At 47.0% G+C, this 23,835-nt stretch carries 24 protein-coding genes and 1 riboswitch; of the genes, 16 read left to right on the forward strand and 8 right to left on the reverse strand.

Annotated elements, in window-relative coordinates:
* Positions 1-174 precede the first annotated feature (174 nt).
* The gene (locus tag K7399_RS02345; protein WP_081791712.1) at positions 175-441 is read right to left on the reverse strand and encodes a hypothetical protein; all 267 of its coding nucleotides are present in this window, start codon (positions 439-441) and stop codon (positions 175-177) included.
* 168 nt (positions 442-609) lie between these two features.
* On the opposite strand from K7399_RS02345, the gene K7399_RS16115 reads away from it, so the two are divergent.
* The 9 genes from K7399_RS16115 (at position 610) to hemB (ending at position 10,336) form a co-directional block, all read left to right on the forward strand.
* Positions 610-741, forward strand: a complete 132-nt coding sequence (locus K7399_RS16115; protein WP_263282749.1) for a hypothetical protein — start codon at positions 610-612, stop codon at positions 739-741.
* A gap of 94 nt (positions 742-835) precedes the next feature.
* On the forward strand, positions 836-1,294 hold the full coding sequence (locus tag K7399_RS02350) for a flavodoxin domain-containing protein (RefSeq protein WP_223362465.1): 459 nt from the start codon (positions 836-838) through the stop codon (positions 1,292-1,294).
* Positions 1,295-2,000: 706 nt separating this feature from the next.
* On the forward strand, positions 2,001-3,233 hold the full coding sequence (locus tag K7399_RS02355; RefSeq protein WP_028975967.1) for an L-lactate MFS transporter: 1,233 nt from the start codon (positions 2,001-2,003) through the stop codon (positions 3,231-3,233).
* A 335-nt stretch (positions 3,234-3,568) separates the two neighbouring features.
* On the forward strand, positions 3,569-5,230 hold the full coding sequence (locus K7399_RS02360; protein WP_028975968.1) for a sensor histidine kinase: 1,662 nt from the start codon (positions 3,569-3,571) through the stop codon (positions 5,228-5,230).
* The gene (locus K7399_RS02365; RefSeq protein WP_028975969.1) at positions 5,227-5,979 is read left to right on the forward strand and encodes a LytR/AlgR family response regulator transcription factor; all 753 of its coding nucleotides are present in this window, start codon (positions 5,227-5,229) and stop codon (positions 5,977-5,979) included. The genes K7399_RS02360 and K7399_RS02365 overlap by 4 nt, the downstream gene beginning before the upstream one ends.
* A gap of 240 nt (positions 5,980-6,219) precedes the next feature.
* A complete protein-coding gene (gene hemA, locus K7399_RS02370; RefSeq protein ID WP_028975970.1) occupies positions 6,220-7,584 on the forward strand; it encodes a glutamyl-tRNA reductase in 1,365 nt (454 codons plus the stop codon).
* 38 nt (positions 7,585-7,622) lie between these two features.
* Entirely contained in the window at positions 7,623-8,552 is a 930-nt protein-coding gene (hemC, locus tag K7399_RS02375; protein WP_028975971.1) for a hydroxymethylbilane synthase, read from the forward strand.
* Entirely contained in the window at positions 8,542-9,366 is an 825-nt protein-coding gene (locus K7399_RS02380) for a uroporphyrinogen-III synthase (RefSeq protein ID WP_028975972.1), read from the forward strand. The genes hemC and K7399_RS02380 overlap by 11 nt, the downstream gene beginning before the upstream one ends.
* Positions 9,350-10,336, forward strand: a complete 987-nt coding sequence (gene hemB / locus K7399_RS02385; RefSeq protein ID WP_028975973.1) for a porphobilinogen synthase — start codon at positions 9,350-9,352, stop codon at positions 10,334-10,336. The genes K7399_RS02380 and hemB overlap by 17 nt, the downstream gene beginning before the upstream one ends.
* Positions 10,337-10,478: 142 nt before the next feature.
* On the opposite strand, the gene hemE is transcribed toward hemB, so the two are convergent.
* The gene (gene hemE, locus K7399_RS02390) at positions 10,479-11,522 is read right to left on the reverse strand and encodes a uroporphyrinogen decarboxylase (protein WP_028975974.1); all 1,044 of its coding nucleotides are present in this window, start codon (positions 11,520-11,522) and stop codon (positions 10,479-10,481) included.
* A gap of 209 nt (positions 11,523-11,731) precedes the next feature.
* Between hemE and K7399_RS02395 the strand changes: the two genes are divergently transcribed.
* Complete coding sequence (locus K7399_RS02395) at positions 11,732-13,348, forward strand: L-lactate permease (RefSeq protein ID WP_223362466.1); 1,617 nt, start codon at positions 11,732-11,734, stop codon at positions 13,346-13,348.
* 115 nt (positions 13,349-13,463) lie between these two features.
* Here the strand turns inward: K7399_RS02395 and K7399_RS02400 are convergent, their stop codons facing one another.
* A complete protein-coding gene (locus tag K7399_RS02400) occupies positions 13,464-14,591 on the reverse strand; it encodes a vitamin B12 independent methionine synthase (RefSeq protein ID WP_028975976.1) in 1,128 nt (375 codons plus the stop codon).
* A gap of 132 nt (positions 14,592-14,723) precedes the next feature.
* Positions 14,724-14,831, reverse strand: a riboswitch (SAM riboswitch).
* A 173-nt stretch (positions 14,832-15,004) separates the two neighbouring features.
* On the opposite strand from K7399_RS02400, the gene K7399_RS02405 reads away from it, so the two are divergent.
* The 5 genes from K7399_RS02405 to K7399_RS02425 all read left to right on the forward strand — a co-directional run bounded on the left by K7399_RS02405 (position 15,005) and on the right by K7399_RS02425 (position 19,423).
* Complete coding sequence (locus tag K7399_RS02405; protein WP_028975977.1) at positions 15,005-15,958, forward strand: aldo/keto reductase; 954 nt, start codon at positions 15,005-15,007, stop codon at positions 15,956-15,958.
* A 271-nt stretch (positions 15,959-16,229) separates the two neighbouring features.
* A complete protein-coding gene (locus K7399_RS02410) occupies positions 16,230-17,252 on the forward strand; it encodes an N-acetylmuramoyl-L-alanine amidase (RefSeq protein WP_028975978.1) in 1,023 nt (340 codons plus the stop codon).
* 226 nt (positions 17,253-17,478) lie between these two features.
* A complete protein-coding gene (locus tag K7399_RS02415; protein ID WP_028975979.1) occupies positions 17,479-17,940 on the forward strand; it encodes a DUF3290 family protein in 462 nt (153 codons plus the stop codon).
* A gap of 13 nt (positions 17,941-17,953) precedes the next feature.
* Complete coding sequence (locus K7399_RS02420) at positions 17,954-18,634, forward strand: DUF421 domain-containing protein (protein ID WP_164875481.1); 681 nt, start codon at positions 17,954-17,956, stop codon at positions 18,632-18,634.
* 48 nt (positions 18,635-18,682) lie between these two features.
* Positions 18,683-19,423: a YdcF family protein gene (locus tag K7399_RS02425; protein WP_128166449.1), complete on the forward strand. Its 741-nt coding sequence runs from the start codon at positions 18,683-18,685 to the stop codon at positions 19,421-19,423.
* Between the two features lie 131 nt (positions 19,424-19,554).
* On the opposite strand, the gene K7399_RS02430 is transcribed toward K7399_RS02425, so the two are convergent.
* From K7399_RS02430 to K7399_RS02450, 5 genes are all read right to left on the reverse strand, one after another.
* Positions 19,555-19,671 (reverse strand): YjcZ family sporulation protein, encoded by a 117-nt coding sequence (locus tag K7399_RS02430; protein WP_010024738.1) that lies wholly within the window; start codon positions 19,669-19,671, stop codon positions 19,555-19,557.
* A 102-nt stretch (positions 19,672-19,773) separates the two neighbouring features.
* Positions 19,774-20,583: an energy-coupling factor transporter transmembrane component T family protein gene (locus K7399_RS02435; protein WP_128166451.1), complete on the reverse strand. Its 810-nt coding sequence runs from the start codon at positions 20,581-20,583 to the stop codon at positions 19,774-19,776.
* Positions 20,580-21,443: an energy-coupling factor transporter ATPase gene (locus K7399_RS02440; RefSeq protein WP_128166453.1), complete on the reverse strand. Its 864-nt coding sequence runs from the start codon at positions 21,441-21,443 to the stop codon at positions 20,580-20,582. The genes K7399_RS02435 and K7399_RS02440 overlap by 4 nt, the downstream gene beginning before the upstream one ends.
* Positions 21,430-22,290 carry an energy-coupling factor transporter ATPase gene (locus K7399_RS02445; protein ID WP_028983945.1) on the reverse strand — a complete coding sequence of 287 codons (861 nt, stop codon included), beginning with the start codon at positions 22,288-22,290 and terminating at the stop codon, positions 21,430-21,432. The genes K7399_RS02440 and K7399_RS02445 overlap by 14 nt, the downstream gene beginning before the upstream one ends.
* 81 nt (positions 22,291-22,371) lie before the next feature.
* A complete protein-coding gene (locus tag K7399_RS02450; protein WP_028975983.1) occupies positions 22,372-22,950 on the reverse strand; it encodes an ECF transporter S component in 579 nt (192 codons plus the stop codon).
* A 310-nt stretch (positions 22,951-23,260) separates the two neighbouring features.
* Here K7399_RS02450 and K7399_RS02455 point away from each other — a divergent pair, with 310 nt between their 5' ends.
* The gene (locus K7399_RS02455; RefSeq protein WP_028975984.1) at positions 23,261-23,530 is read left to right on the forward strand and encodes a glutaredoxin family protein; all 270 of its coding nucleotides are present in this window, start codon (positions 23,261-23,263) and stop codon (positions 23,528-23,530) included.
* The last annotated feature ends 305 nt before the right edge of the window (positions 23,531-23,835 follow it).

Here is a 23,835-nt window from a genome sequence, read left to right on the forward strand (position 1 = left end):
GCTATGTGATTCAATTCGAGCAGGACGGCACGAAAAATAATTGGTTATTGTTTTATAGAAACGCATAAACAAAATAGTGCGCTGCTGTGTTTGCTGTAGCACGCGGTAAGGGGATGCCTCACAACGAATACGTGAGGCATCCCCTTATTCGCCAAGAATCGAAAGACTTTATGATCAGAACCAAAAATCAAAGCAGGAACGTTTGCGGTCGCATACGTCACACTTGCTTGGATAACCTGGATCGACAATTTCTGTACGTTCGGATTCCCGCACAATGTGTCGCGGAACGTTTACGATGTTCTTCCTATTAATGTGTATGACCGGATGAATGACCGGCACATATCTTGGCACGCAAGTATTGTGGATCACGTATCGTGGATCACAAATAATTGGTTTAACGTTGGAGCCGTCGTTGCCGCAATGACAATCCTTATTACTCATAAGCAATCCCCCCACTAATATTAGATGCACGCGCTAGAGGAAGGGACACGTACAAAAGCCTAGGAGCGTTCTAAAAGAATCGATTCGCGATGCATAAACCGCTTAAGAAAAGCCACACTAATTCTCGGCATACTCAATGCTAAACTAAACGAGAAGGTGTGGAAGAAAATGGGTAAGAACAAAGAAAAGAAGAATAACTTCCAGGAAAAAAACAATCAGACAGACAACGTAAATACTGAGTTTGCGGAAGAATTTGAGCAAGAAGCGGAACAAGAACAGGAACAGAAAAAAAACAAATAAGTAAATGGGATTCGCATGGTCCATGCGAATCTCTTTTTTTCTTGAAAATGATAATCGTTATCAATAAAATAATGATGACAGGAGAGGAGATGGAATGATGCCAAAAGTAATCATTATTTTTGCTAGTGAAACGGGAAACACAGCGGATATCGCGTCAAAAATAGCTGAGGGTGTACGTCAAGGTGGACTAGATCCGGTCGTAAAGGATGCATTTGATACAGACGCTGAGGAATTCTTGGCGTATGACGGCATTCTGCTTGGCAGCGGAACAACCGGAGATGGTGATCTTCCTTATGAAGCGCTCGATCTCTATGATGGTCTGGATACGCTGAACTTAAGGGGGAGGCTGGCGGCAACCTTTGGATCAGGCGATACGGCGTATGATTTATTTTGCGGAGCCGTTGATACCTTAGAGAAGAAACTCATTGAACGGGAGGCAAAAATTGTTTTGCCCAGTCTGAAAATTGACGTGACGATGTCGCCTGATGAGGAGACTCAGGCACTGCAGATGGGTAAGCATTTTTCAGAGCTTCTGCTTCAGGAGAAAGACTGACCGCCGCTTGAGTTGATTCGATTGAACCAACGACGCAAAACGCTTTTATTCTTCAATTCACGAAACAGGCATCTGAATGGATGCCGTTTTTTTATGGATAAGGAAAGTGTAAGAGTTGGGTTTGCTGGTACGACGATGAGCGGAATTTCATCAATAGATCAGTTCAAGTCATGAAAGCGCGAGAGCCTGCGAAAGTAAGGACCAAGCACAGCTTGGTCTTTCTTACAGGATAAGAAAGTATATGATTTTGACCTGTCTTCAAACCAATAGCCCAGTGTCTTGGCCGAGAAACAAAGCGGAGGTGCGAGACGCCTGCGGGAACAGCGTGCCAGCGAGACCCCGCAGATACCTCTACCTGTCTGAGGAGGCTCGCGGTGCGCCCGCGGCAAGCGAGTAACCGAAGCGGCGATTCAGCACCGAAAAGACGCTAGTCCATCACACATGGTTGGAGATTAAGGACCGGGCGTATTTTGCCCGGTTTTTCTTACAAGACCTCTTTTCGCTGCTGAAATGCTGGCACACCATGCCAATTGATGCTGATGCGCGCATTTCAGCCGTTCATACCAAATCGTCGTCATCTCATTCTGTTAACGCTTCCAAAAGTGTTTTCATTGCTACACTATGAGTGTAGGAAAGGGAGGGATGAAGCATATCCCTCCCAGCAAAATAGGAGCGAAAAGAGGTCATACTCATGACAGTTACACGTATGAAAAGCTCAAGTGAATCACGACTTTCTGTACTTATCGGCACGATCATTGCCATGGTCGGTTTAGGAACCATTTATACATGGAGTTTGTTTAATCAGCCACTCGCCGACAAATTCGGTTGGAGCATCGGTGCAGTAGCTGCAACGTTCTCCATTATGAGTTTCGCACTGTCGTTTTCAACACTTTCAGCAAGCAGTATTCAGAAGAAACTGGGAATTCGTGGTCTGCTGATGGTTTGCGGGGCGGGGATGGGCGTCGGTTTGATGATTGGTGCTCTCTCGACATCGTTGTGGATGCTTTACATTTTTGCCGGCATTCTCGTTGGGGCCTCAAACGGTATCGCCTACATGACGACCCTTTCGAATGCGATCCAATCCTTTCCGGAGAAGAAAGGGTTGATTTCCGGAATCGCAGTTGGTGCATATGGAACAGGCAGTTTGTTGTTTAAATATGTGCTCGGTTTTTTCCTTGCTCACGCAGGATTGGTCCAGACATTCCTTTACTGGGGCTTGATTTCAATGGTTCTGCTTTTCGCGAGTGCGTTTCTTATCAAAGAAGCTAAGGCACAAGCCGCACCGCAGAAGAGCGGCAAGCAAACGCAAAAGGATTATACGATTGGCGGAATGCTTCATACAAAAGAGGCATACTTGCTCTTCTTCGTTCTCTTCACGGCGTGCATGAGCGGACTTTACTTGATTGGTAGCGTTGCCAACATCGGTGTCAGTCTTGCTGGACTTGATGCGGCAGCGGCCGCAAATGCCGTTGCTTTGGTTGCCATCTTTAACACAACCGGACGGATTATTCTCGGCGCAGCATCGGATCATTTTGAACGATTAAAAGTGATCGCTGTCTCTTTACTCGTCACGGCGGGCGCTGCCTTGATCCTTAGCCAAGTTACTTTGAACTTTGCCCTGTTCTTCATCTGCGTCGCCAGCGTCGCTTTTTGCTTCGGCGGCAACATTACGATCTTTCCGACAATCGTTGCTGAATTCTTCGGATTGAAGAATCAAAGCCGAAATTATGGGATGATCTATCAAGGATTTGGCATTGGCGGCTTAAGCGTATCGTTTATCTCCGGAATGCTTGGCGGGTTTGCACCGACCTTCAACTTCATTGCCGTCATCTGTGTGCTCGCTGCTGTGACTGCGCTGCTGCTTCACGTACCGGGAACAAAAAAGGTCCATCTGTTTTCCGCACGCAAAGTACAAGAACGCAGCAGCAGCGGCGATTAAACAGTGCAAATAAGATCATATTTAACCACGCGTTCTGCGCTTTCCTTACAAATCACTAGGGAAGAGAGAACGTTTTTTTGTTTAATGATGATCTGAACGGAAGCTTCGAATGAAACTTTAACTTGGGATCACTTTGTCTTCGTTTAGCAAGATGCTTTGTTTTTGCGGTTGTGGCGAGCTCAGCTATTCGTTTTCTCCAGGTAGAAAAGCTACGGGAGAAGCGCAACCAATGAGTACACACGTTTTTTTCTCGTCATCATGATCATTTTAGAAAAAGTCTGCTAAAATTAGAGTAAATCGTTTACATATAGAGTGGGTAATGGAGTGGATTGCCGATGACCGCTTTTGTGACCATGCTTTTCCAATTGTTTGAGCGTGCTGCCTTATTGATTGTATTCCTGTTCTTAGTCACCCGGATGCCGCGCTTTAAGGAAATCTTGCAGCGTGAAAAGCATTCTGCTTCGGAGCTGGCCATTCTGACGAGCATTTTTTGTCTGTTTGCGATTTTAAGCACTTATTCCGGTATTCATGTGGACGGCTCATTAGTGAATGTGCGCGTCGCCACGATTGTATCAAGCGGTATTCTTTTTGGTCCGGTGGTCGGAATTATCACCGGTGTGGTCGCCGGTTTGCACCGTTATTTGATTGATATCGGCGGTGTGACGGCACTCCCTTGCTTTATCACGAGTACCTTTGCCGGCTTGGTATCGGTCTGGATTCATCGCAGCGTGAAGAAGTCGCAGCGCTGGATTTACGGCATTGCTGGCGGTATGTTCTGTGAACTGCTGACAATGCTGCTGATTTTGCTGATGTCCGGGTCGACGGAGCAAGGATGGAGCATCGTCTCGCGGATTGCATTGCCGATGATCTTAGGCGAAATCAACATCGGGTTTATCGTTCTGCTGGTCATGAGCGTCGAGGGCGAAAAAGAAAAGATTGCCGCGATGCAAGCGAAACTGTCGCTGGATATTGCCAACAAAACACTGCCCTACTTCCGTTCCGTGAATAAAGACTCGCTGGCGCAAGTCTGTCGGATTATTAAACAGGAAATCCATGCAGACGCCGTTGCGATGACCGATACAGCAAGCGTGCTTGCCTATGTCGGATTCGGCGATGAGCGTTATACGGTAGGTAAGGAAATCGTTAGCGCTTTGACGAAAAAGGTCATTCATGAAGGAACGATTACTTTTTCCAATGACGCTTCCGAACATCATTTGCCGCAGATTCAATCGGTGCTGATTATTCCCTTAAAAGAACGGGAAAAGGTTACGGGAACGTTGAAAATGTACTATCGCAAGGCGACGAAGATGACCTATTCGCAGCAGTCGCTCGCCATTGGTCTGTCACAAATGATTTCGACGCAGCTTGAAATTTCACGATTGGAACAAATCAAGGAGGCGGCAAGCAAGGCGGAATTGCAAGCGCTCCAATCCAAAATCAATCCGCACTTTCTGTTTAATGCACTGAATACGATTGCTTCTTTGATTCGTCGCGATCCAAGAAAGGCCAGAGCACTGATCATCCACCTCTCCGGCTACATGCGCTCCAATATCGAGCGAACCGATGAATTGATCAGCATGGAGGAAGCCATTCAGCAGGTTAAAGACTATGTAGAAATTGAAAAAGCGCGGTTTGGTCCGCGGCTTGAAGTGACTTATCAGATTGAGGACGTCGATCTGAACATTCCGAGCCTGCTGATTCAGCCACTCGTTGAAAATGCGATCAAGCATGGCGCACTAAAAGCAAAAGGAGCGGGCAGCGTGACCCTTCGCGTGCAAAAAATGGCTGATCGCGTGCGCGTGCATGTGCGCGATAACGGACCGGGAATTGATCAGAATATTGTTGAGCGACTGTACCAAAATCAAATGCCGGCAAAGAAAATCGGCCTGTTGAACGTTCATCAGCGGGTCAAGTTAATCTATGGAGAAGGGCTTGTGGTCCGATCTTTGTCCCCGGGGACGGGTGTTTTTTTCGATATTAAGAAGGTGAGTCAATGAACGCGATTATTGTAGAAGATGAACAACTGGCCCGTGAAGAGCTGGCATACTTGATTCAAACCTACAGCTCGATTAAGGTCACGAATTGTTTCGAAGATGGGCTGGATGTGCTGAAATTTTTGCAGGATCATGAAACGGATGCAATTTTTCTTGATATTAATATTCCTTCGCTCGACGGCATGCTGCTTGCCGGGAACATCAGCAAGTTCAAACGGAAACCGTATATCATTTTTACAACGGCGTATAAGGAGCATGCCGCAAAAGCATTTGAACTTGAAGCGTTCGATTACATCCTCAAGCCCTATGATGAAGCGCGAATTGCGCCGATGCTGACAAAGCTTGAAGCGGTATTTAAGCGTGACCACTGTCCAACCGATAAGCGAAGCAGTGCTGGAAATGGTGCGATGAGTACACCGGTCCGCATAAACCTGCGCCAGGATGAACGCATTATTGTTAAAGAGGTCAATGCGATCTACTACGCAGAAGCTCGCGAAAAAGTAACGCTTGTCTATACCAATGATGCCCACTATACGATGCCGATGAGTTTGTCCGAGTTTCAGCAAATGGTTCCCGATTCGCTTTTTTTCCGCTGCCATCGTTCCTATCTGGTTAATCTTTCAAAAATCCGCGAAATTGTGCCTTGGTTTAATCAAACGTATCTTGTTCGACTGAATGATCTAAATGCGGAACTCCCGGTCAGCAGGAGTAAGGTCAAAGCCTTTCGCGAGCGGATGCATCTGAATCATTAACGATTTTTAGGCGTTCTTTACGCGATGTCCATGGCTTGTTCCTTCATACCTACCGCTTGACTCGGGGATTATAATAGACAATATGTGAACATTTTGTGACTTGATGGTGATATTTATCACTTTTTTTGACGCTTATACTTTGATTTTGGTTTCTCGATTTGGTACCGTAAATATGGAATTTAGACAGCATTTATTCGTGTTCCTATTCGGTGAATTAAAGGATTCGGAGGGAGTCGTTTCATGCATATCTTGGCAATTGGCGTCAATCATCGAAACACTCCGGTGGAAATAAGAGAAAAGCTGACCTTTCAGCCTGAGGATTTGGAGCGGGCACTTTCAGAACTGAGGCAAACAAAAAGTATTTTTGAAGATGTTATCCTTTCGACGTGCAATCGGACGGAGCTGTATGTTGTTTCCGATCAGCTCCATACGGGACGCTATTACAGTAAGAAATTTTTTGCTGAGTGGTTCGGTATTTCCTTGGAAGCGTTAACGCCTTATTTGATCATCCAGGAAGATCAGGAAGCCATCCAACACTTGTTTCGGGTTACATGCGGTTTGGAGTCAATGGTGCTCGGTGAGACTCAAATTCTTGGACAGGTGCGAGAGAGCTTTGTACATGCGCAGCAATGCCGGACAACCGGAACATTCTTTAATGAACTTTTTAAAGAAGCACTTACGGTTGCAAAGCATGCGCAGGACGTCACGCAGATCAACGATCATCCGGTTTCGATCAGTTATGCAGCAGTCAAGCTGATTCAGGATTATTTTGGACCGTTAGAAAATAAATCGGTGGTGTTGATTGGCGCTGGAGAAATGGGCACACTGGCGCAGAAGCATTTGTCGAGCAGCGGCGTTCGCCGGCTGACCATTGTAAACCGGACCAAGGAAAAAGCGGATGGGCTGGCGAAACAGGCACAGGCGAATTCGGCTTCACTCGAATCGCTCGGCGAGCAAATGAAACAGTGCGATATTGTTTTTGCTTCTACCTCAGCACCTGGCTATTTAATTACGGAAGCGCAACTTCAGCCGATTCTTGATCAACGAAAACGCCGGCCGCTTGTATTGGTCGATATCGGCGTGCCAAGAAACATTGATCCAGTCACGGCATATATGGATGGCGTATCTTTGTTTGATGTCGATGATCTGGACCGAATTGTCGATGAAAATCGTGCCGCACGCCGACGTGCAGCGAAACAGATTGAGGGATTCATTGAACAGCAGCAAGGGAAATATAGTGAATGGCTGCACACACTGGGCGTTGTCCCGGTGATTTCTGCGTTGCGCAGAAAAGCATTGGCGATCCATTCGGATACGATGAAGCGGATTGAAAATAAGCTGCCGGAAATGACGGAGCGGGAACGCAGAGTGGTCAGCAAACAGGCGAAGAGCATGATTAATCAGCTCTTGCGCGATCCGATAAATAATATTAAAGAATTAGCCTGTCATGAACATGGCAAACATGCCATTGACCACTTTGCTGAAATTTTTAATATCGACGGGGATGTGCCTCAGCGCGGCCAGTCAGAAGAAGAAGAAAAGGTGACGGAGTTCCGAATTGAAAAAGCGGAACACGAAACGCTCAAACCAACGACTATTGGTTAAGCACGCTGGACTGAGCGAGTAACGAGAGAGGCGAGAAAATGAGGACGATTCAGGTTGGATCAAGAAAAAGCAAGCTTGCTTTGGTTCAAAGCGAGCAGGTCATCCATAATCTGAGCGATAAATCAGACCAATTTGCCTTTGCGATCCGCCATATCGTAACCAAAGGCGACCGAATTCTAAATGTGACGCTGTCCAAAGTTGGCGGAAAAGGATTGTTTGTTAAAGAAATTGAGCGTGCCTTATTGGATGGCGCAATCGATTTTGCGGTTCACAGTATGAAAGACATGCCGGCGGAATTGCCAAGGGGTTTAGAGATTGCTTCCATTCCAATGCGGGAAGACGCATGTGACGTGTTGCTGACACGTTCTGGAGATGGGCTGGACAGTCTTGAACCCGGGGCAATTGTGGGGACAAGCAGTTTGCGCCGCGGAGCACAGCTGCTCAGCCTCCGTCCTGATTTGAATGTACAGCCATTGCGCGGCAATGTCGATACACGGATTGGCCGGTTGAAATCCGGCGATTTTGATGCGATTATTCTTGCTGCGGCGGGAATGAAACGACTTGGTGTTCATGAAAAAAATCATCCGCTCGCATTCGATGAAATGCTTCCGGCGGTTGGCCAGGGCGCACTGGCGATCGAGTGCCGTTCGTCCGATGAAGAGCTCAAAGCTTTGCTGCAAACCATCAATGATCCGGATACTGAGATTACTGTTCGCGCGGAGCGTGCATTGTTAACGCGTTTGAACGGCAGCTGCCAGGTGCCGATTGCTGCCTTGTGCAAACGCCGTGCCGATACCAAGCTGGAACTGACCGGGTTGGTTGCTTCTGTTGATGGAAAAGAAGTATTTAAGACGTGCCGCGTGGGCGAGGATCCGGAGAAGCTGGGCACAGAAGCGGCGGAAGCGTTGCTTCACCAAGGTGCCGGTACGGTTCTGAAACAACTAGGCAGTGATCCAAATGCAGGATGAACGTGGGGACGACGCGTTAACGTTAAAGGGAAAACAGGTGCTGGTCACGCGTGCGACGAGCCAATGTGGCAGCCTGTGTGAACACATTCGCAGATACGGCGGTGAACCGCTGCCTGTGCCGCTCGTTGCCTATCGCCGGGTATCCTTTTCCCACACCGAGCGCATGAAATGGCTGCAGGCTGTTCAGCATTCGGACTGGCTGATTTTTACCAGTCAGAACAGTCTGGACTTTTTTATGGATCTGCTTGATCAATCCGATCGGATGCACGGCGTCAAAATCGCTGCTGTTGGCAAAAAGACCGGGGAACGGCTTGAAGCCTACGGGCTCCATGCAGATTTTATCCCCAAGCCTTATACAGGACAGGCACTGCTTGAAGCGTTCCGCAATGGTCGATTGGCCGCTGAGCAAGTCGCGATTCCGCACGGTTCTTTATCAAACCGAACACTTCTTAATGGATTCAATCACTTGGGGATCAAGGTGGCGAGCCGTGTTCTCTATCAAACGATTGCGGATCAGGCGAGTCAAAAGCAACTTGAAGAAGCAGCTGTATCCAACCGGCTGTCGGCGATCACTTTTGCGAGTCCATCCGCCGTTCACTTTTTTACCGAACTCTTGCCCGAAAAACGATGGCGCAGTGCTTTAAACCGCTGCGTTGTGGCAGTGATCGGCAAGACAACGGCCGATTCACTTGAAAAGCTTGGTGTTGTTGCGGATGTCGTTCCGGAAACGTTCACAGCGGCAAGCATGATTAACGCACTGGCAACTTACTATTTAAATAAAGAAGGAAGTCATCAAAATGAACAGCAATCTTAACTTTGACCGTCATCGTCGTCTCAGAAGAACCTCAGTACTCAGAACAATGGTTCGGGAGACGTTCTTGCGGCCTGCGGACTTTATCTATCCTATATTTGTGACGGAAGAGGGCAGCAATATTAAGTCGGAAATCAAATCGATGCCAAATGTTTACCAGTACTCGCTCGACCGATTGGACGAAGAGCTTGACGAAGTGGTTGCGCTTGGTATTCCATCGATCATGTTTTTCGGCATTCCTAAAGTGAAGGATGCGGTCGGCTCCGGTGCCTATGATGAACAAGGCATTGTCCAGAAGGCAATCCGGCAAACGAAACAGAAGTATCCGGACCTGGTTGTGATTGCCGATACATGTATGTGTGAATATACGGATCACGGTCACTGCGGCATCATCCATAATGGCGACGTGGATAACGACGAAAGTCTGACCTATATCGCTAAAACAGCTGTATCACAGGCAGAAGCCGGTGCGGATATCATTGCTCCTTCCAATATGATGGATGGTTTTGTGATCAGTATTCGCCAAGCACTTGATGAAGCAGGGTTCTCGCAAATTCCGATCATGTCCTATGCAGTTAAATATGCATCCAGTTACTTTGGACCGTTCCGTGATGCAGCGGAAAGTGCACCGAAATTCGGCAACCGCAAAACGTACCAGATGGATCCGGCGAACCGTAGAGAAGCGCTGCGCGAAGCTGAATCAGATATTAAGGAAGGCGCTGATTTCCTCATTGTCAAACCAGCATTGCCTTACCTTGATGTACTGCGCGATGTGCGCAATCAAACCAATATTCCGCTCGTTGCCTATAACGTCAGCGGTGAATATGCGATGGTCAAAGCAGCAGCGCTCAATGGGTGGATCGATGAAAAAGCGGTGGTTCTTGAATCGTTGACCGCGATGAAACGTGCCGGAGCCGATATGATTATTACCTATCATGCAAAGGATGCGATCCGTTGGCTTCGTGAAGAATGAGCTGGAAAAGAATAAAGAATGAATGAACCCGGACAAACAGCTGTCCGGGTTTTTTACTAAGAAAAACTCGGTGCCGGGAATCCAGTTGACAACCGGATTTCAGTCACCGAGAACGCTTAACCTTTATTTTGTTGCCTGCATGTTACTGGGACCCCAACTGCTGGGAATATGCGTGAACAAATTGGGTCAGTGCAAGTAATTTGTCCTCACTCACTTCAGGAAAGATCCCATGACCAAGGTTAAAAATATATCCGGGCTTTCCGTTCCTTTCTTCTAAGAGCCGCTTTGCGCGTTCCTTCAGCATCGGAAGCGGCGCAAGAAGTAGCGATGGATCGAGATTTCCTTGAATCGCTTTTTCGATGCCCAGCTGCCCAAAATCAGCGAAACTTGTCCGCCAGTCAATGGAGAGCACATCAATCGGGAGCTGATTCCATTCAGGTAAAAGATGTCCGGCTCCAGCAGCAAAGTACAAACTTACCGCATGCGTTTTCTTTAGCTCAGAAAAAATCCGCTGCATCGTTGGTGCGAGATAGCGATGATAGTCTTCTGCGCTGAGTGCTCCAACCCATGAATCAAAGACTTGTACCGCTTGCGCCCCGCAGCGAATTTGTGCATGCAGATAATTCAGCGTCATTTCCGCCAAATCTTCCATGAGTGCCGCCCAGTCTTCTGGATGGGCATACATGAACCCCTTGGTGCGATGATAATTCTTCGACGGTCCGCCCTCAATAAGATAACTTGCGAGCGTAAACGGGGCACCCGCAAAGCCGATCAAAGGCACATTTAATTGTTGATGGAGCAGTTGAACGGTTTCAAGAACATAAGGCAAATCACTTGCCGCATCGAGCGACCTCCAATGAGAAAAGTCGGCGCCTGTACGAATCGGATGGTTGAATACCGGCCCGACACCTTCAACAATCTCAACCTTCAAGCCGCGTGCTTTAAGCGGGGTCATGATATCGGCGAAAAGGATCGCCGCATCAACACCGAGTTTTTCAACAGGAAGGCGCGTCACTTTGGCACATACATCCGGATGGTGGCTGATTTCAAAAAAAGAATAGCGTTCGCGTATTGCTCTGTATTCCGACTGATAGCGTCCCGCTTGCCGCATGAACCAAACAGGGGTAAACGGTACAGCTTCTTTTCGGCACGCCCTCAGAAAGATATCATTAAACAGGATACTCATTCCTTTCAAAAGAAGGATCATAATACTATGTTTATTTTTGGTTAAATCATACACTATTCATTTTACGTGAAAAGTGCGAAGCCTGCACCTATTTTGCTGTGAGTTGCTGATTATTCGTAAAGTGGTCGTGTACGTAATCATCGCATAAAGATCGACCCATTTCGTGTATAATAGAAGGTAGATTAGGATTTAAAATCAGAGGAATCGTGTTGAATAAAAGGGAGGCGACGCTGCATTTGCTTTTAATCGCGCTGAGTGCAATCATTATTCCATTTTTATTTCTTGTCTTGTTGAACATTCCGGCAACAAAAGGAATGCCTTTGAGTGCGCTGCTGGTAGGGCTCGCTGCCTATTTTATCTGGGGCATGAGTCCGCAAGCCTTGTTTTCTTCAGTGTTACAAGGCGCGCATAAGACGCTGACGATCTTATGGATTCTATTCGGCGCTTTAGTTTTGCTAAACACGCTTCAGCGTACCGGTGCCATTAAACGGATCAATCGCGGCTTCACCTATATTTCCGGTGATATGCGTGTTCAGACGGTGATCATTGCCTATCTATTTGGGTCGTTGATCGAGGGAGCGGCGGGCTTTGGAACGCCGGCAATGGTTACGGCTCCGCTAATGATTGCGATTGGCTTTCCGCCGGCGGCTGCAGTGACGCTCGCACTGATCTCGGACAGCACAGCGGTATCTTTTGGCGCGGTGGGTACGCCGATTTCGGTTGGTTTAAGCAACATTGTTACGAGTAACCCCGACTTTTTCCGTGAAATTGGACAAACCATTACGATTCTTGATCTTTTTGCCGGTTCGTTTCTACCTGTTTTATTAATCTATGTACTGACGCGTTTTTTCACCAATGCACAGGAGAAGGAAAAAGGTGTGTTGCGTTCGATGCTCCCATGGGCGCTGGTTGTCGGCTTTTCATATACATGGTCTGCGCTCGCGTATGCATTTTTCTTTGGCTATGAATTTGTTTCGATTTTGGCTTCCATTACAGCACTGGCCGTAGCTTCAATTACGGCCGCGCGCGGTTGGCTGCTTCCGAAAAAAGAATGGAAGGGCGCGCTTCGCAGTGATTTTAAAGAAGATACCGAACCGCAGACCATGAGCCTGCTTGCTGCTTGGGCACCTTATATTGCGGTAGTTATTCTACTGCTGCTTACACGTATTGTGCCGCCGATCCATCATGTTGCGACGACTGCGTTCGACCTGTCATGGAATAACATCCTTGGGATTAAAGAAGTTCATTCTGAATGGAAGCTGTTGTACTCACCAGGAACGATCTTAACGGTTTCGGCACTTCTGGCACTCATTTTTCAACGGACACCGGCCGAAGCGTTCATATGGGGTGCTAAAATTTCGCTTCGCTCGATGAAAACAACGGCAATTGCCTTGGTTGCAACCTTAATTATGGTTCAAGTATTCAGTAATTCCGGACTGACAACAAAGGATCTCGTCAGCATGCCGGAGTATATTGCCCAAGCTTTTTCGGGAAGTCTTGGCGGGATTTGGCTGGCCGCTGCTCCCTTTCTTGGGGAACTGGGTTCGTTTATTACCGGAAGCGGAACGGTATCCAATCTAACATTCTCCCCAATTCAATTTGATGTTGCGATGGATGCGGGCCTTGATCCGCGGCTTGTACTGGCCTTGCAAGTGATCGGCGGTTCAGCGGGCAGCATGATGTGTATTCATAACGTCGTTGCTGCAAGTGCCGTTGTCGGACTTGCCGGCAAAGAAGGCGAGATTATTCGTAAGACCGTTGCTCCTGCCATCCTCTATAGCGTTCTGGCAGGGTTAGCCGCTTATCTGATCACTTTATTTTTCTGAACTGAACCAGAAATAGTGGAAAAAGAATCTTCAATCTATAGAAAGAGCCCCTAAAATCATATCCCAAGGATTTGATTTCAGAGGCTCATTTTTCGTTATTCAGTGCGGTTAATTTTTATTGATCAGTCCATACTTTTTTTGCAGTTGTGACAACACGTTTTAATTTCGCCCATTGCTGAGCTTCAGTTAACTTGTTGCCTTCTTCAGTGGATGCGAAACCACATTGTGTGGACAAACATAGATTTTTTAATGGAACAAAAGTGGCTGCTTCTTCAATCCGTTTTTGCAGCTTTTCTTCAGATTCCAGTTCAGGAAACTTGGACGTTATCAGACCTAGAACAACCTTTTTGTCAGCACCATTTTGGAAAATTTCTCCAAGCGGCGCAAAGTCGCCGGCGCGTTCATTATCATATTCGAGAAAATAGCCGTCGATGTTAAGCTGTGCGAGATAGGAAGCAACCGGTCCGTAGCCACCGGAGAACAGGAAGGTGGAGCGGAAGTTGCCGCGACAAATGTGCATGGTGACCGTTAAATCTTCAGGAAGATCTTTGACTGCAGCGTTGATCACCGTGACACCATCTTGTGCGATTTGTTCAGCGCTTGCTTTTTCTTCATTGCTTTTTGCATTGCTGATTCGGTCGATCAGGAAGGCCCAAGTCGTGTCATCGAGTTGAAGATAGCGGCAGCCAAGTTCGTAGAAATGCAGGATCGTTTGCCGATAGGCGGTTGCGAGATCTGCTAAGAAGTCGGCACGTGTTTCATAGAAGTTAACCGCTTGATCATCTCGGTGGTCACGGAAGTAGAGTGTAGGACTTGGGATCGTTTGTTTTGCCAGCACGCCTTCAGGTACGATACGCTGCAAGTATGTAAATGCCTCGTAGAATGGATGGTTCGGATTGTAGGCAACTTTGTCGACGAAGCGGACGTTGGTGTCACGCGTTTTTGCACCTTTAAATTTATAGCTTTCATGTTGTGAATAGGTCTCAACGCCGTTGAGATTGGCGAGAAAATCCAAATGCCACCAGCTGCGACGAAATTCACCGTCGGTTACGGCTTTTAGTCCTAATGCAATTTGCTTATCGACGATTTTCTTGATCTCCTCATCTTCGACTTTGGTCAGTGCAGCTTGGTCAATTTTTCCTTCATGAAAGGCTTCTCGTGCTTCTTTCAATGCTTGTGGACGCAAGAGACTTCCTACTTGGTCGAAACGGAATGGCGCTTTTTTTGCTGTGCTTACGGTCATTTCTTTATCCTCCTCAATTTTTATGGCACAATCATTCATCATGCAGGAGACCTAAGTGATCAACCGGGTGCTTTAGAGCAAATAAAAAAGTCTTCTTTATTTGGGAATAAGAAGACTGTGCGTTCGGGTCTCTTCTTATCCCTCCGGCGTTTTAAATGCCGGCTGGGATTAGCACCTTGTCGCAAAACGACGGTTGCTGAAGCGTCATCAGGCCAGTCCCTCGGCTTCTCTAGATAAGAATGATTGATTCATTGATTTGATTGTCTTGAAGTCTACGCTAAATCGGTTGGCTTTTCAAGCTTTTTTAGCCAATTTGCAAAAAACGATCGTCTGTTCAAAGCAGGCATAATTTTTGACAAGCAGTGCCATCCTTTTTTACGCTAAAGTTATTCTCGTATGAAGCTGGTGATTTAATGGAAAAGGTGAAAATCGGTCGAACGGAACTAACTGTAAATCCACTTGGGCTTGGAACAAATAAAATTGGTGGGTATAACTTGTTTCCCAATCTTGATGATGAGACGGGAAAGCAGGTGGTTCAAACGGCCATTGACCACGAGGTTGAAATGATTGATACCGCATTTATGTACGGGCTCGGTCATTCTGAAGAACTGATCGGTGACGTGCTGAAGAACAATGATCGTGAAAAAGTAATTTTGGCAACGAAAGGCGCGCAGCAAATTGCTGCGGATGGCGCTGTCACGTTGAGTAATAATCCTGAATTTCTGACGCAAGCAGTTGATGAAAGTCTGAAACGACTGCAGACCGATTATTTGGATATCTTTTATATCCATTTTCCAGATCAGGACACGCCGAAGGCAGAAGCGGTCGGAGCGCTTCAGCGTTTGAGAGAAGCGGGCAAGATTCGGGCAATCGGCATTTCGAATTTTAGCTTGGAACAAATTAAAGAAGCTGATGCAGACGGTTATGTTGATTTAGTCGAAAATCAATACAATTTGCTGCAGCAGGATGCGATGCGTGAAGTCGTCCCTTATCTGAAGGAGCGTGGGATTACCTTTGTGCCTTATGAACCGTTTGCTGCCGCACTTTTGACCGGACGCTACAACCCGGATAACTTGCCGCATTTTGAAGCAGGCGATCACCGTCTGACGATTGATTTGTATCAACCGGATCAATTGAAGCGAAATGTTGAAAAAGTTGAAAAGCTGAAACCGATCGCTTCGCACTATGGTGTCACAACGGCACAACTTGTTCTTGCTTGGTACATGAAGAATCCGCTGATCGGACCCGTGATTCCCGGGGCGCGTACACCGGAACAACTGCTGGCGAATGTGGCAAGTGTTTCTACAGCGCTTCGGGATGAGGATTACCAAACGATCGATCATGTCTTTGCCTCATCGAATTTGTAATCAGTTGAGCAGTCTCATGCTAATGGAGTATGATGAGAAGTGCAGTACAGGGGACGCTTGATCGCGCAATTTTATTATCTGAATGTATGAAGAACCGCAAAAGGTTAAATAAAGAATGGAGCAGCCGTTTTCGAGGGGTTTCCTCGCTGAAGCGGCTGCTTTTTCTTTGTGCGCTTCACCAGGCATGTGTGTCTTTTTCTACATAATAGGTGTTCTAACTTTCGGCATCCCTAGGATGTGCATACACATAAGAGAAGGAGGTTGTTTAATAATGGCTAAATACAGTATTCATGCCGGACATAATTCCTTTGTTCCTGGTGCTCAGGGGTTTATCAAGGAAGAAGTCGTTAATCGGCAAATCAAGAACGCGGTTATCAACGATCTTCGAGCAGCAGGTCATACGGTCTACGATGATACGGATGACCAAGCAAAAACACAAAACGAGAATCTTGCTGCAATTGTGCGCAAAATAAACAGCCACACTAATCTCAGTTTAGTCGTCTCGATCCATTTAAATGCAGGCGGTGGAACGGGGATTGAGGTTTACCAACCCGATATACGAACAAATGGGGTTGCGCAGCGTGTGCTCAATGCAGTTTGCGCGGTAACGGGATTAAAAAACCGCGGCGTCCACACGAATTCGAGTTTATATGTTCTGCGCAATACGACTGCTCCTGCGATTCTGGTTGAATGCGGCTTCGTGGATCATCAAAGCGATGCAACTTTCGTTTCTACCCATACCGATGCAATTGGTCGGGCCATTGCAGAAGGCATCTTAGGAAGCACCATCACGTCAAAAAAGTCGCGTGCGGCAAGTCCAAAAGTGGCAAGTCCGAAAAAAGAAGCTGCCCCTTCATCCGTTCAGACTGCTTCGTTGCTGCGAAGAGGCAGTCGCGGTTCAACGGTCAAAGTCGTGCAGCAGAATTTAATTCATGCCGGATACAGTGTGGGTAGTGCAGGTGCGGACGGAGTCTTCGGTGTAGCAACAGAAGCCGCTGTTCGTGCACTGCAGCGTGACTCAGGAATTACGGTGGACGGAATTGTCGGCCTGCAAACCCAAATTGCACTCAGTCAGGCGCTAAGAGGTGGTTTGGCTGTAGTTCCGTACCCGGGACACATCATCAAACGGGGAAGCCGCGGCCGTGATGTGGAAAGAATCCAACGTGCCCTGTCGCTTTCAGTAGACGGAGTCTTTGGACCTGCGACCAAGAAAGCAGTCAAAGCCTATCAGCGACGCCATAATCTTTCTGTAGATGGCATCGTAGGACCAGAAACTTGGAACACGTTGTTTTAGGCGAAGGGCAATGCAAGGCGTTATCGATGTGGGAATCGTTTGCAAAGCGTCGTATTGCTTGAAATCAATGAGTCACGTGAATCATTTGATTTATTTTGTGTGTTTCTATAAAACGGTGTCTCTGAAACTCCGACCGCCTATTTGTCGGAGTTTTTGTGGCATGCAGCATTCATGAAAAAAAGTGTTCCTAGCCATACTAGAGATGAATGAATTTTTGACAAAGAGGATGGTCGCACTGAATTTTTACAGCTATGACTACATCGAAGGTCAAACTCATACGGCAGCTTTTGTACAGTTTGGTTTTATGGCAGCGCTGCTTCTCATTATTTTTTTCTTTATTCTCCGCTTTAGAAAAAGACGGATGCCCCATAAATATACGGAGATCATTTTTTTAGCTGGGATTCTGATTATCTTGCTTGCGGGAATCCAAGTGAATGATTGGCTGAACCGTGAGCATGTACAAAATGAATACCGCGGCGTGCTCAATCAGATGCGGCAGCTGTCACGTGAGTTGGATGTTCCAGTGGATCACATTTACACCAATCATTTGAAGCCGGATGAGGTGGCTTTATTTCTGGCAGGTGATCACTTCTATCGATTGGAACGAACAGAGGGCGATCCCGATCATTATATGCTTGAGCGGATTCAGGTGATCAATGAATTCTCCGTGAAACTCATCGAAAAGTGAAGGGGGACGCAGTGTGTTTTCATACATGGACGTAGCCATTAAGTTAGTCATCGGTCTCATCTGCCTCGTCATTTTCATCAATATGTCGGGTAAAGGCAATCTAGCACCGTTATCTGCTGCCGATCAAATCCAGAATTATGTGCTTGGCGGGATCATAGGCGGGATGATCTATAACCCGGATATTACAATTATGCAATTTCTGATTGTTCTGCTCATCTGGTCAGGATTGATTATCGCGATGAGAATCTTGAAGGCGAAAAACAGTGAGGTGCGTAAGTGGATTGATGGTGACCCAATTGTCATTGTTAATAAGGGTAAAATGATCCCAAAAAATTTTAAGAAAGCCAATCTGTCGGTTACGGATTTTGCGACCATGCTGCGGATGCAGGACATTTACACAATAAAAGATGTGAGCCGGGCGCAGGTTGAACAGAACGGGCATCTCACCGTATTGAAAAAAGATAACGAACGGCTTGGTTTTATCCTTGTCGCCGAAGGTTCGATTGATTATGATATGCTTGATTTGATGGACAAGGATGAACAATGGCTGGTTGACGTGTTTCAGCATATGGGGATTGCGTCGAAGGAAGATGTCTTTTGCGCGGAATATTACAAAGGTTCGATCACCGTATATACGGACGATATGGAGAAACAAACCTCCCCTGTTGCGGTTATGCGCAAAGATCCTCTTTGAGGCAGACGAGCCGTGTTCACTAAAAATGTCTCTACGGGAGCGGTGAACGTGGCATATATCATTAAATTTATTTATGGGTTTTTATTGCCTCCAGGACTGTTTGTGACGGTGCTTGCGTTATTGAGTGTCATGCTGTTTCATAAAAAAAGCAAACTGGCGATTTTGCTTGGAGCGGTTACCTGCCTTATGTATCTTAGCTTCATTCCGCTTACTGGGATTCTTTTGGTGCACCCTCTGGAAAATCATTATCAGCCGCCGGAAAAGCCGAAGGGCGATGTCCTGGTGATGCTTGGCGGGGGGGCGACGCTCGGAACGCCTGATTTAGGAGGGAAGGGGCAGTTGTCGGGCAATGCGGCGAATCGATTACTGACAACGTTCCGTTTGTATCAGAAAACGCATTTACCGATCATTTTAAGCGGAGGAAAGGTCTATCCGGACAGTGGACTTGAGGCTGAGATCGGTAAGCGTCAACTCACGGCACTTGGCGTACCTGCAAACAAGATTATTACGGAAACCAAGAGCATTACAACGAAAACCAATGCTGAAAATACGAAAAAAGTAATGAAAGCATATCGGTTTAAGCGGCCGATTCTGATTACATCAGCCTTTCATTTGCCGCGTGCGGTCTTACTGTTTCAGAATGAAGGTGTTCGCGTGACGCCCTACCCGACCGACTATCTTGAAAGCAGGCGTGTTGCACTTTATCCCGGTCAGTTTGTTCCTGCAAGCGGGGGTACTGCATTTACTGCGCTGAAGGAATATATCGGGATGTTCGCCTCACGCTTTTAATCCACCGAGAAAAGAGCATCCGCAGCTCGGATGCCCTTTCTCAGGAGGCTTGACATTTATTTACGCCATTCGGCACCACTCGATTTGGTGTCGGGTCGAATGAGCTGCTGCTTTTCAACGCTCAAACGGAATTAGTAGCAAAATGCTGCACCTACAATGATTAACAAGATGAACAGTACAACAAGAAGTGCGAAGCCGTTTCCTACGCCGCATCCGCAGCCGGCACCGCCTTTTACTGGTTCGCCCATCAGAACACCCCCTCATGATCGGATACTGCATTATATGTTGCAGTTACCTAGAATGGGAGGGCAAATGTACCGATTTTTTTCTGATTGTCGCTTCGTTAACGATTAAAACGGTTGCCGGATACCGTTGAAAATCAGTGTCATGGCGAATGCAGCCAAGAAAAAGATTGCTGCTGCATAGTCAAGTCGCCTAAGTTTCAAAGGATGCAATTTCGTTCGGCCTTCGCCGCCATGGTAGCAACGGCATTCAATCGCATTGGTCAATTCAAACGCGCGACGGAATGCCGACATGAACAGAGGAAGGATAACCGGAAAAAAGGCGCGAATCCTATTGAGGATCGTTCCGGTACCAAACTGGGCGCCGCGCGCTTTCTGTGCCTCGATAATTCGGTCGAGCTCTTCAGCGAGCGTTGGCAGGAAGCGCAGTGTGATTGACAACGTCATCGACAACTCGTTAACCGGAAAATGAAGCCGCTTCAGGGGCGCAAGCAGTTGTTCCAATCCACTTGCCAGTGCATTGAGCGACGTGGTGTATGTAATGAGCGAGCAGCCGGCGATCAGTGTGATCAGGCGGACCAGTAAAGTAAACCCGGTAAACAAGCCTTGATCCGTGATACGGAGGAACGCATAGTGCCACAAGACGTGACCGGATACATAAAAAATGTTCAGCAGCGCGGTAACGATAATCACAGGAATAATCGGTCGAACGGCTCGAAATACTTTTTGCGCGGGGACTTGGGCACATACTATATAAATCCAGAGCAGCAAAAGTAAAAAGAGTAAGCTGAGCGCGCTTTTCGTCAAAAATACTTGAATGATGAACAGAAAAGTAAGCATCAACTTTGTCCGCGGATCAAGCCGATGCATGAGTGAATGTCCGGGAATAAATTGACCGACGGTAAGATCGCGCGTCATGGACGATCCGCCTCCTTAAGAAAACAAAGCAGCTCCCGCTCCGCCTGCTCAACGGTATAGGCCGCTGTTTTAACGGAATAGCCTTTCGCTTTGAGCCCAAGCAGAACCTTAGTGCTTTGCGGAATATCCAGCCCAATCGACACAAGTTTCTCTGCTTGAGCAAAAATAGAGGCAACCGGTCCGTCCAGTGCAACGCTGCCTTGGTCGAGCACAACGACTCGATCAACAAAGTCGGCGGTATCCTCCATGCTGTGCGAGACAAGGACGACTGCTGCCCCGCTTTTCCGACGATACTGATGGAGCGCATCAAAAAGGGCATGACGTCCCTCGGGGTCAAGACCTGCTGCCGGCTCATCCAGAATCAGCACTTTTGGGCGCATTGCAAGGACACCGGCGATGGCGACTCGGCGCATTTCGCCTCCAGACAGTCGGAAGGGATTGCGTTCCAAGTACGATTTGTCGAGTCCAACGCATTGCAAGGATTCACGAATGCGGGCATTAATTTCTTCTTGATCAAGTCCCATATTCCGCGGACCATAGGCGATATCCTTGCCGACCGTTTCCTCGAAGATCTGCGTTTCCGGATATTGAAAAACCAGCCCAATCTGAAAACGGATCGAACGGATTTCGTTCGGCTTTTTCCATAAATCATTGCCTTGGTACAACACTTGTCCGGAGTTGGGGCGAAGCAGTCCATTAAAATGGCGGATCAGCGTTGATTTTCCAGAACCAGTATGCCCGATCAGGCCAACGGATTCACCGGCGTCAACAGCCATGGATACATCACGAAGCGCATGCTTTTCAAAAGCAGTTCCCGGGCTATAGCAATAATTTATGTTTTTTAATTCAATAAGTGCCATAATCTTCCTCCCTGGCAGCTATTAATGCATTGATACACTGATCAACGTGGATAATCGGATTAGGTAAGCGGATTCCTTGGTGTCGCAAGCGCAGCACAAGCTCGACGACCTGAGGCACATCCAATTTCAATTGTTTGAGCAAATCAATCTGATAAAAGACGTGTTCGGGACGATCATCCATCACCACTTTTCCCTGATTCATAAGCAGAATGCGGCTTGCTTCAGCCGCTTCATCCATGTGGTGTGTAATTAAAAGGATCGTTATCCCAAATTCATGATTGAGCCGTTTGATAATGCGCATGACATCGGCACGTCCTTTTGGGTCGAGCATCGAAGTTGCCTCATCCATGACAATGCATTGCGGCCGCATAGCAAGAATGCCAGCGATGGCAATGCGCTGCTTCTGACCACCGGATAGTTTGAACGGGGAATGCCGTTTGTAAGCCAGCATATCTACTGCATCAAGCGCCCAATCCACACGTCTTTGAATCTCACTGGGCTTCATGCCGAGATTTTCCGGTGCAAAAGCAACATCTTCTTCGACCAGCGTCGAGATAAGCTGGTTATCCGGATTTTGAAAGACCATGCCGACCGTTTGGCGGATTGCATCAAGCTGCTGATGGTCCGCCGTGTCCATACCTTGTATTTGAACGGAGCCGTCTGAAGGAAGCAGCAACCCGTTTAAATGCTTGGCCAATGTAGACTTCCCGCATCCGTTCGGGCCGAGAATCGCGACAAACTCGCCTTGATGGATTGAGAGATCGATCCCATTCAAAATCCATTTTTGCTTGGTTTGGTGATGCAGATATTGGAAATAAAGGTTCTGCGTTTCAATCAGCGCACTCATGTCTGCTCCTTAGGGTAGGATTTGTGAGTATACAAAAAAGTTCGGACAAAATGATTGTCCGAACTTAATCATACCATCTTTTTATCCGAGTTTGGATATCCCTTTGTTTGAATCAAAGATTGACAATCCCTTTTTGAGCGGGAAGTACAGTACGGTGACGATGATCACGGTAGATATTGCGTTAATCGCTGTTGCAGGCAGACTGGTGAAGGCTGCAACCACTGCCGGAGTAAATGCACTCCCGAGCAACAGTTTCTCAATCAAGCCATGTAAAAATTCAAGCGCAATCTTTGATACGCCGGCAACCAAAGCAAGAATAAAGAGGTTGAGCGGGCTGTCCTGATGTTTGAGCAATGTGAAGGCTCCACTGACAATTGCCGCAACAAGAAAAGCGAGAATGACGGTCACTGGAGCAGTGGATGCATAGCCATTGAGCAGATCGAACAACCCAAGTCCGATCGCCCCCGCCAAACCACCACGAAAACCACCAAGCAGCAAGACGGAAAGCACAAGCAGCGAGTTGCCGAAATGAATAAATGGAGCGCCTACTGCTGCCGGCAGAGGAATTCTCAATGCGGAAATGCCCAAATAAGTTACTGCTGCAAACAATGCAACGAGCACGATGTCACGAACGCCAAATGATTTACTTTGCTTGCTCATAATCGACTCTCCTCTGAAAAGAATAATGAAAAACATGAGTTCAAAAAAACCCACTAGCTTACAAGGGATTAAGACTGATATTACCCTTTGCTTACGGAACTGTCAATAGAATTTCTTAAAGAACAGAAGTAACTTTTTTCGCATCATTTTCTTGCTTTGCATAATAAGGAGAGGATAGTGCGCGGATACTAGTAATAGCGGCATACCGCAGCGACGTGTCGCTTATTCTTCGCTGAGCTTCGCCGGTGAAACAGAACAGATGACAGATCGCTATACCGCAGTTTACAATTAGGGTAAAGGAGTGAATACAATGGCTGAAAAGAAGGTATTGATGATTACACAGACCGTATGTCCGTATTGCGATCGGGCGAAGATGGTCTTGAACCATGCGCTTGAAGGAAAATACAATGATCAAATCGAGCTACTTGTACGTGAGGACGACCAGGAACGTTTTGATCAACTGAAGCAAAAATACCAATTCTTGACTGTTCCAACATTTATTGATAAAAAAACAGGCAAGGTATTAAGTGATTCAAAAGAAGAAACGATTACTGCGTTCATGAAAGAGGCGATTGGCTGAGGAGCGCTCGGCAACTAAGGATGTCTCAAAAGTCTACGGACTCAAGAGGCATTCTTTTTTTCACAAATGAGAAAGTCATGATCTTGGACTTTCTCATACTGGAATAAGATGTATTTCTCCAGCAAGGCAACTCTAGCCGATGCGTTGATTTTAAGAAAATGTTCATCTAATAGAATTAAACGAAAGCGAAAATAAAAAATAGGGTTTTCTGCCGACGTTATTTTAGGTACGATGATAACAGGCAAAACCTCATAAGCAGTTGCCTATTCCATTTGCTATCCAAAGACTTTAATGATGAACATAAG

This window comes from Sporolactobacillus terrae (assembly GCF_019930545.1).
Taxonomy (GTDB): domain Bacteria; phylum Bacillota; class Bacilli; order Bacillales; family Sporolactobacillaceae; genus Sporolactobacillus; species Sporolactobacillus terrae.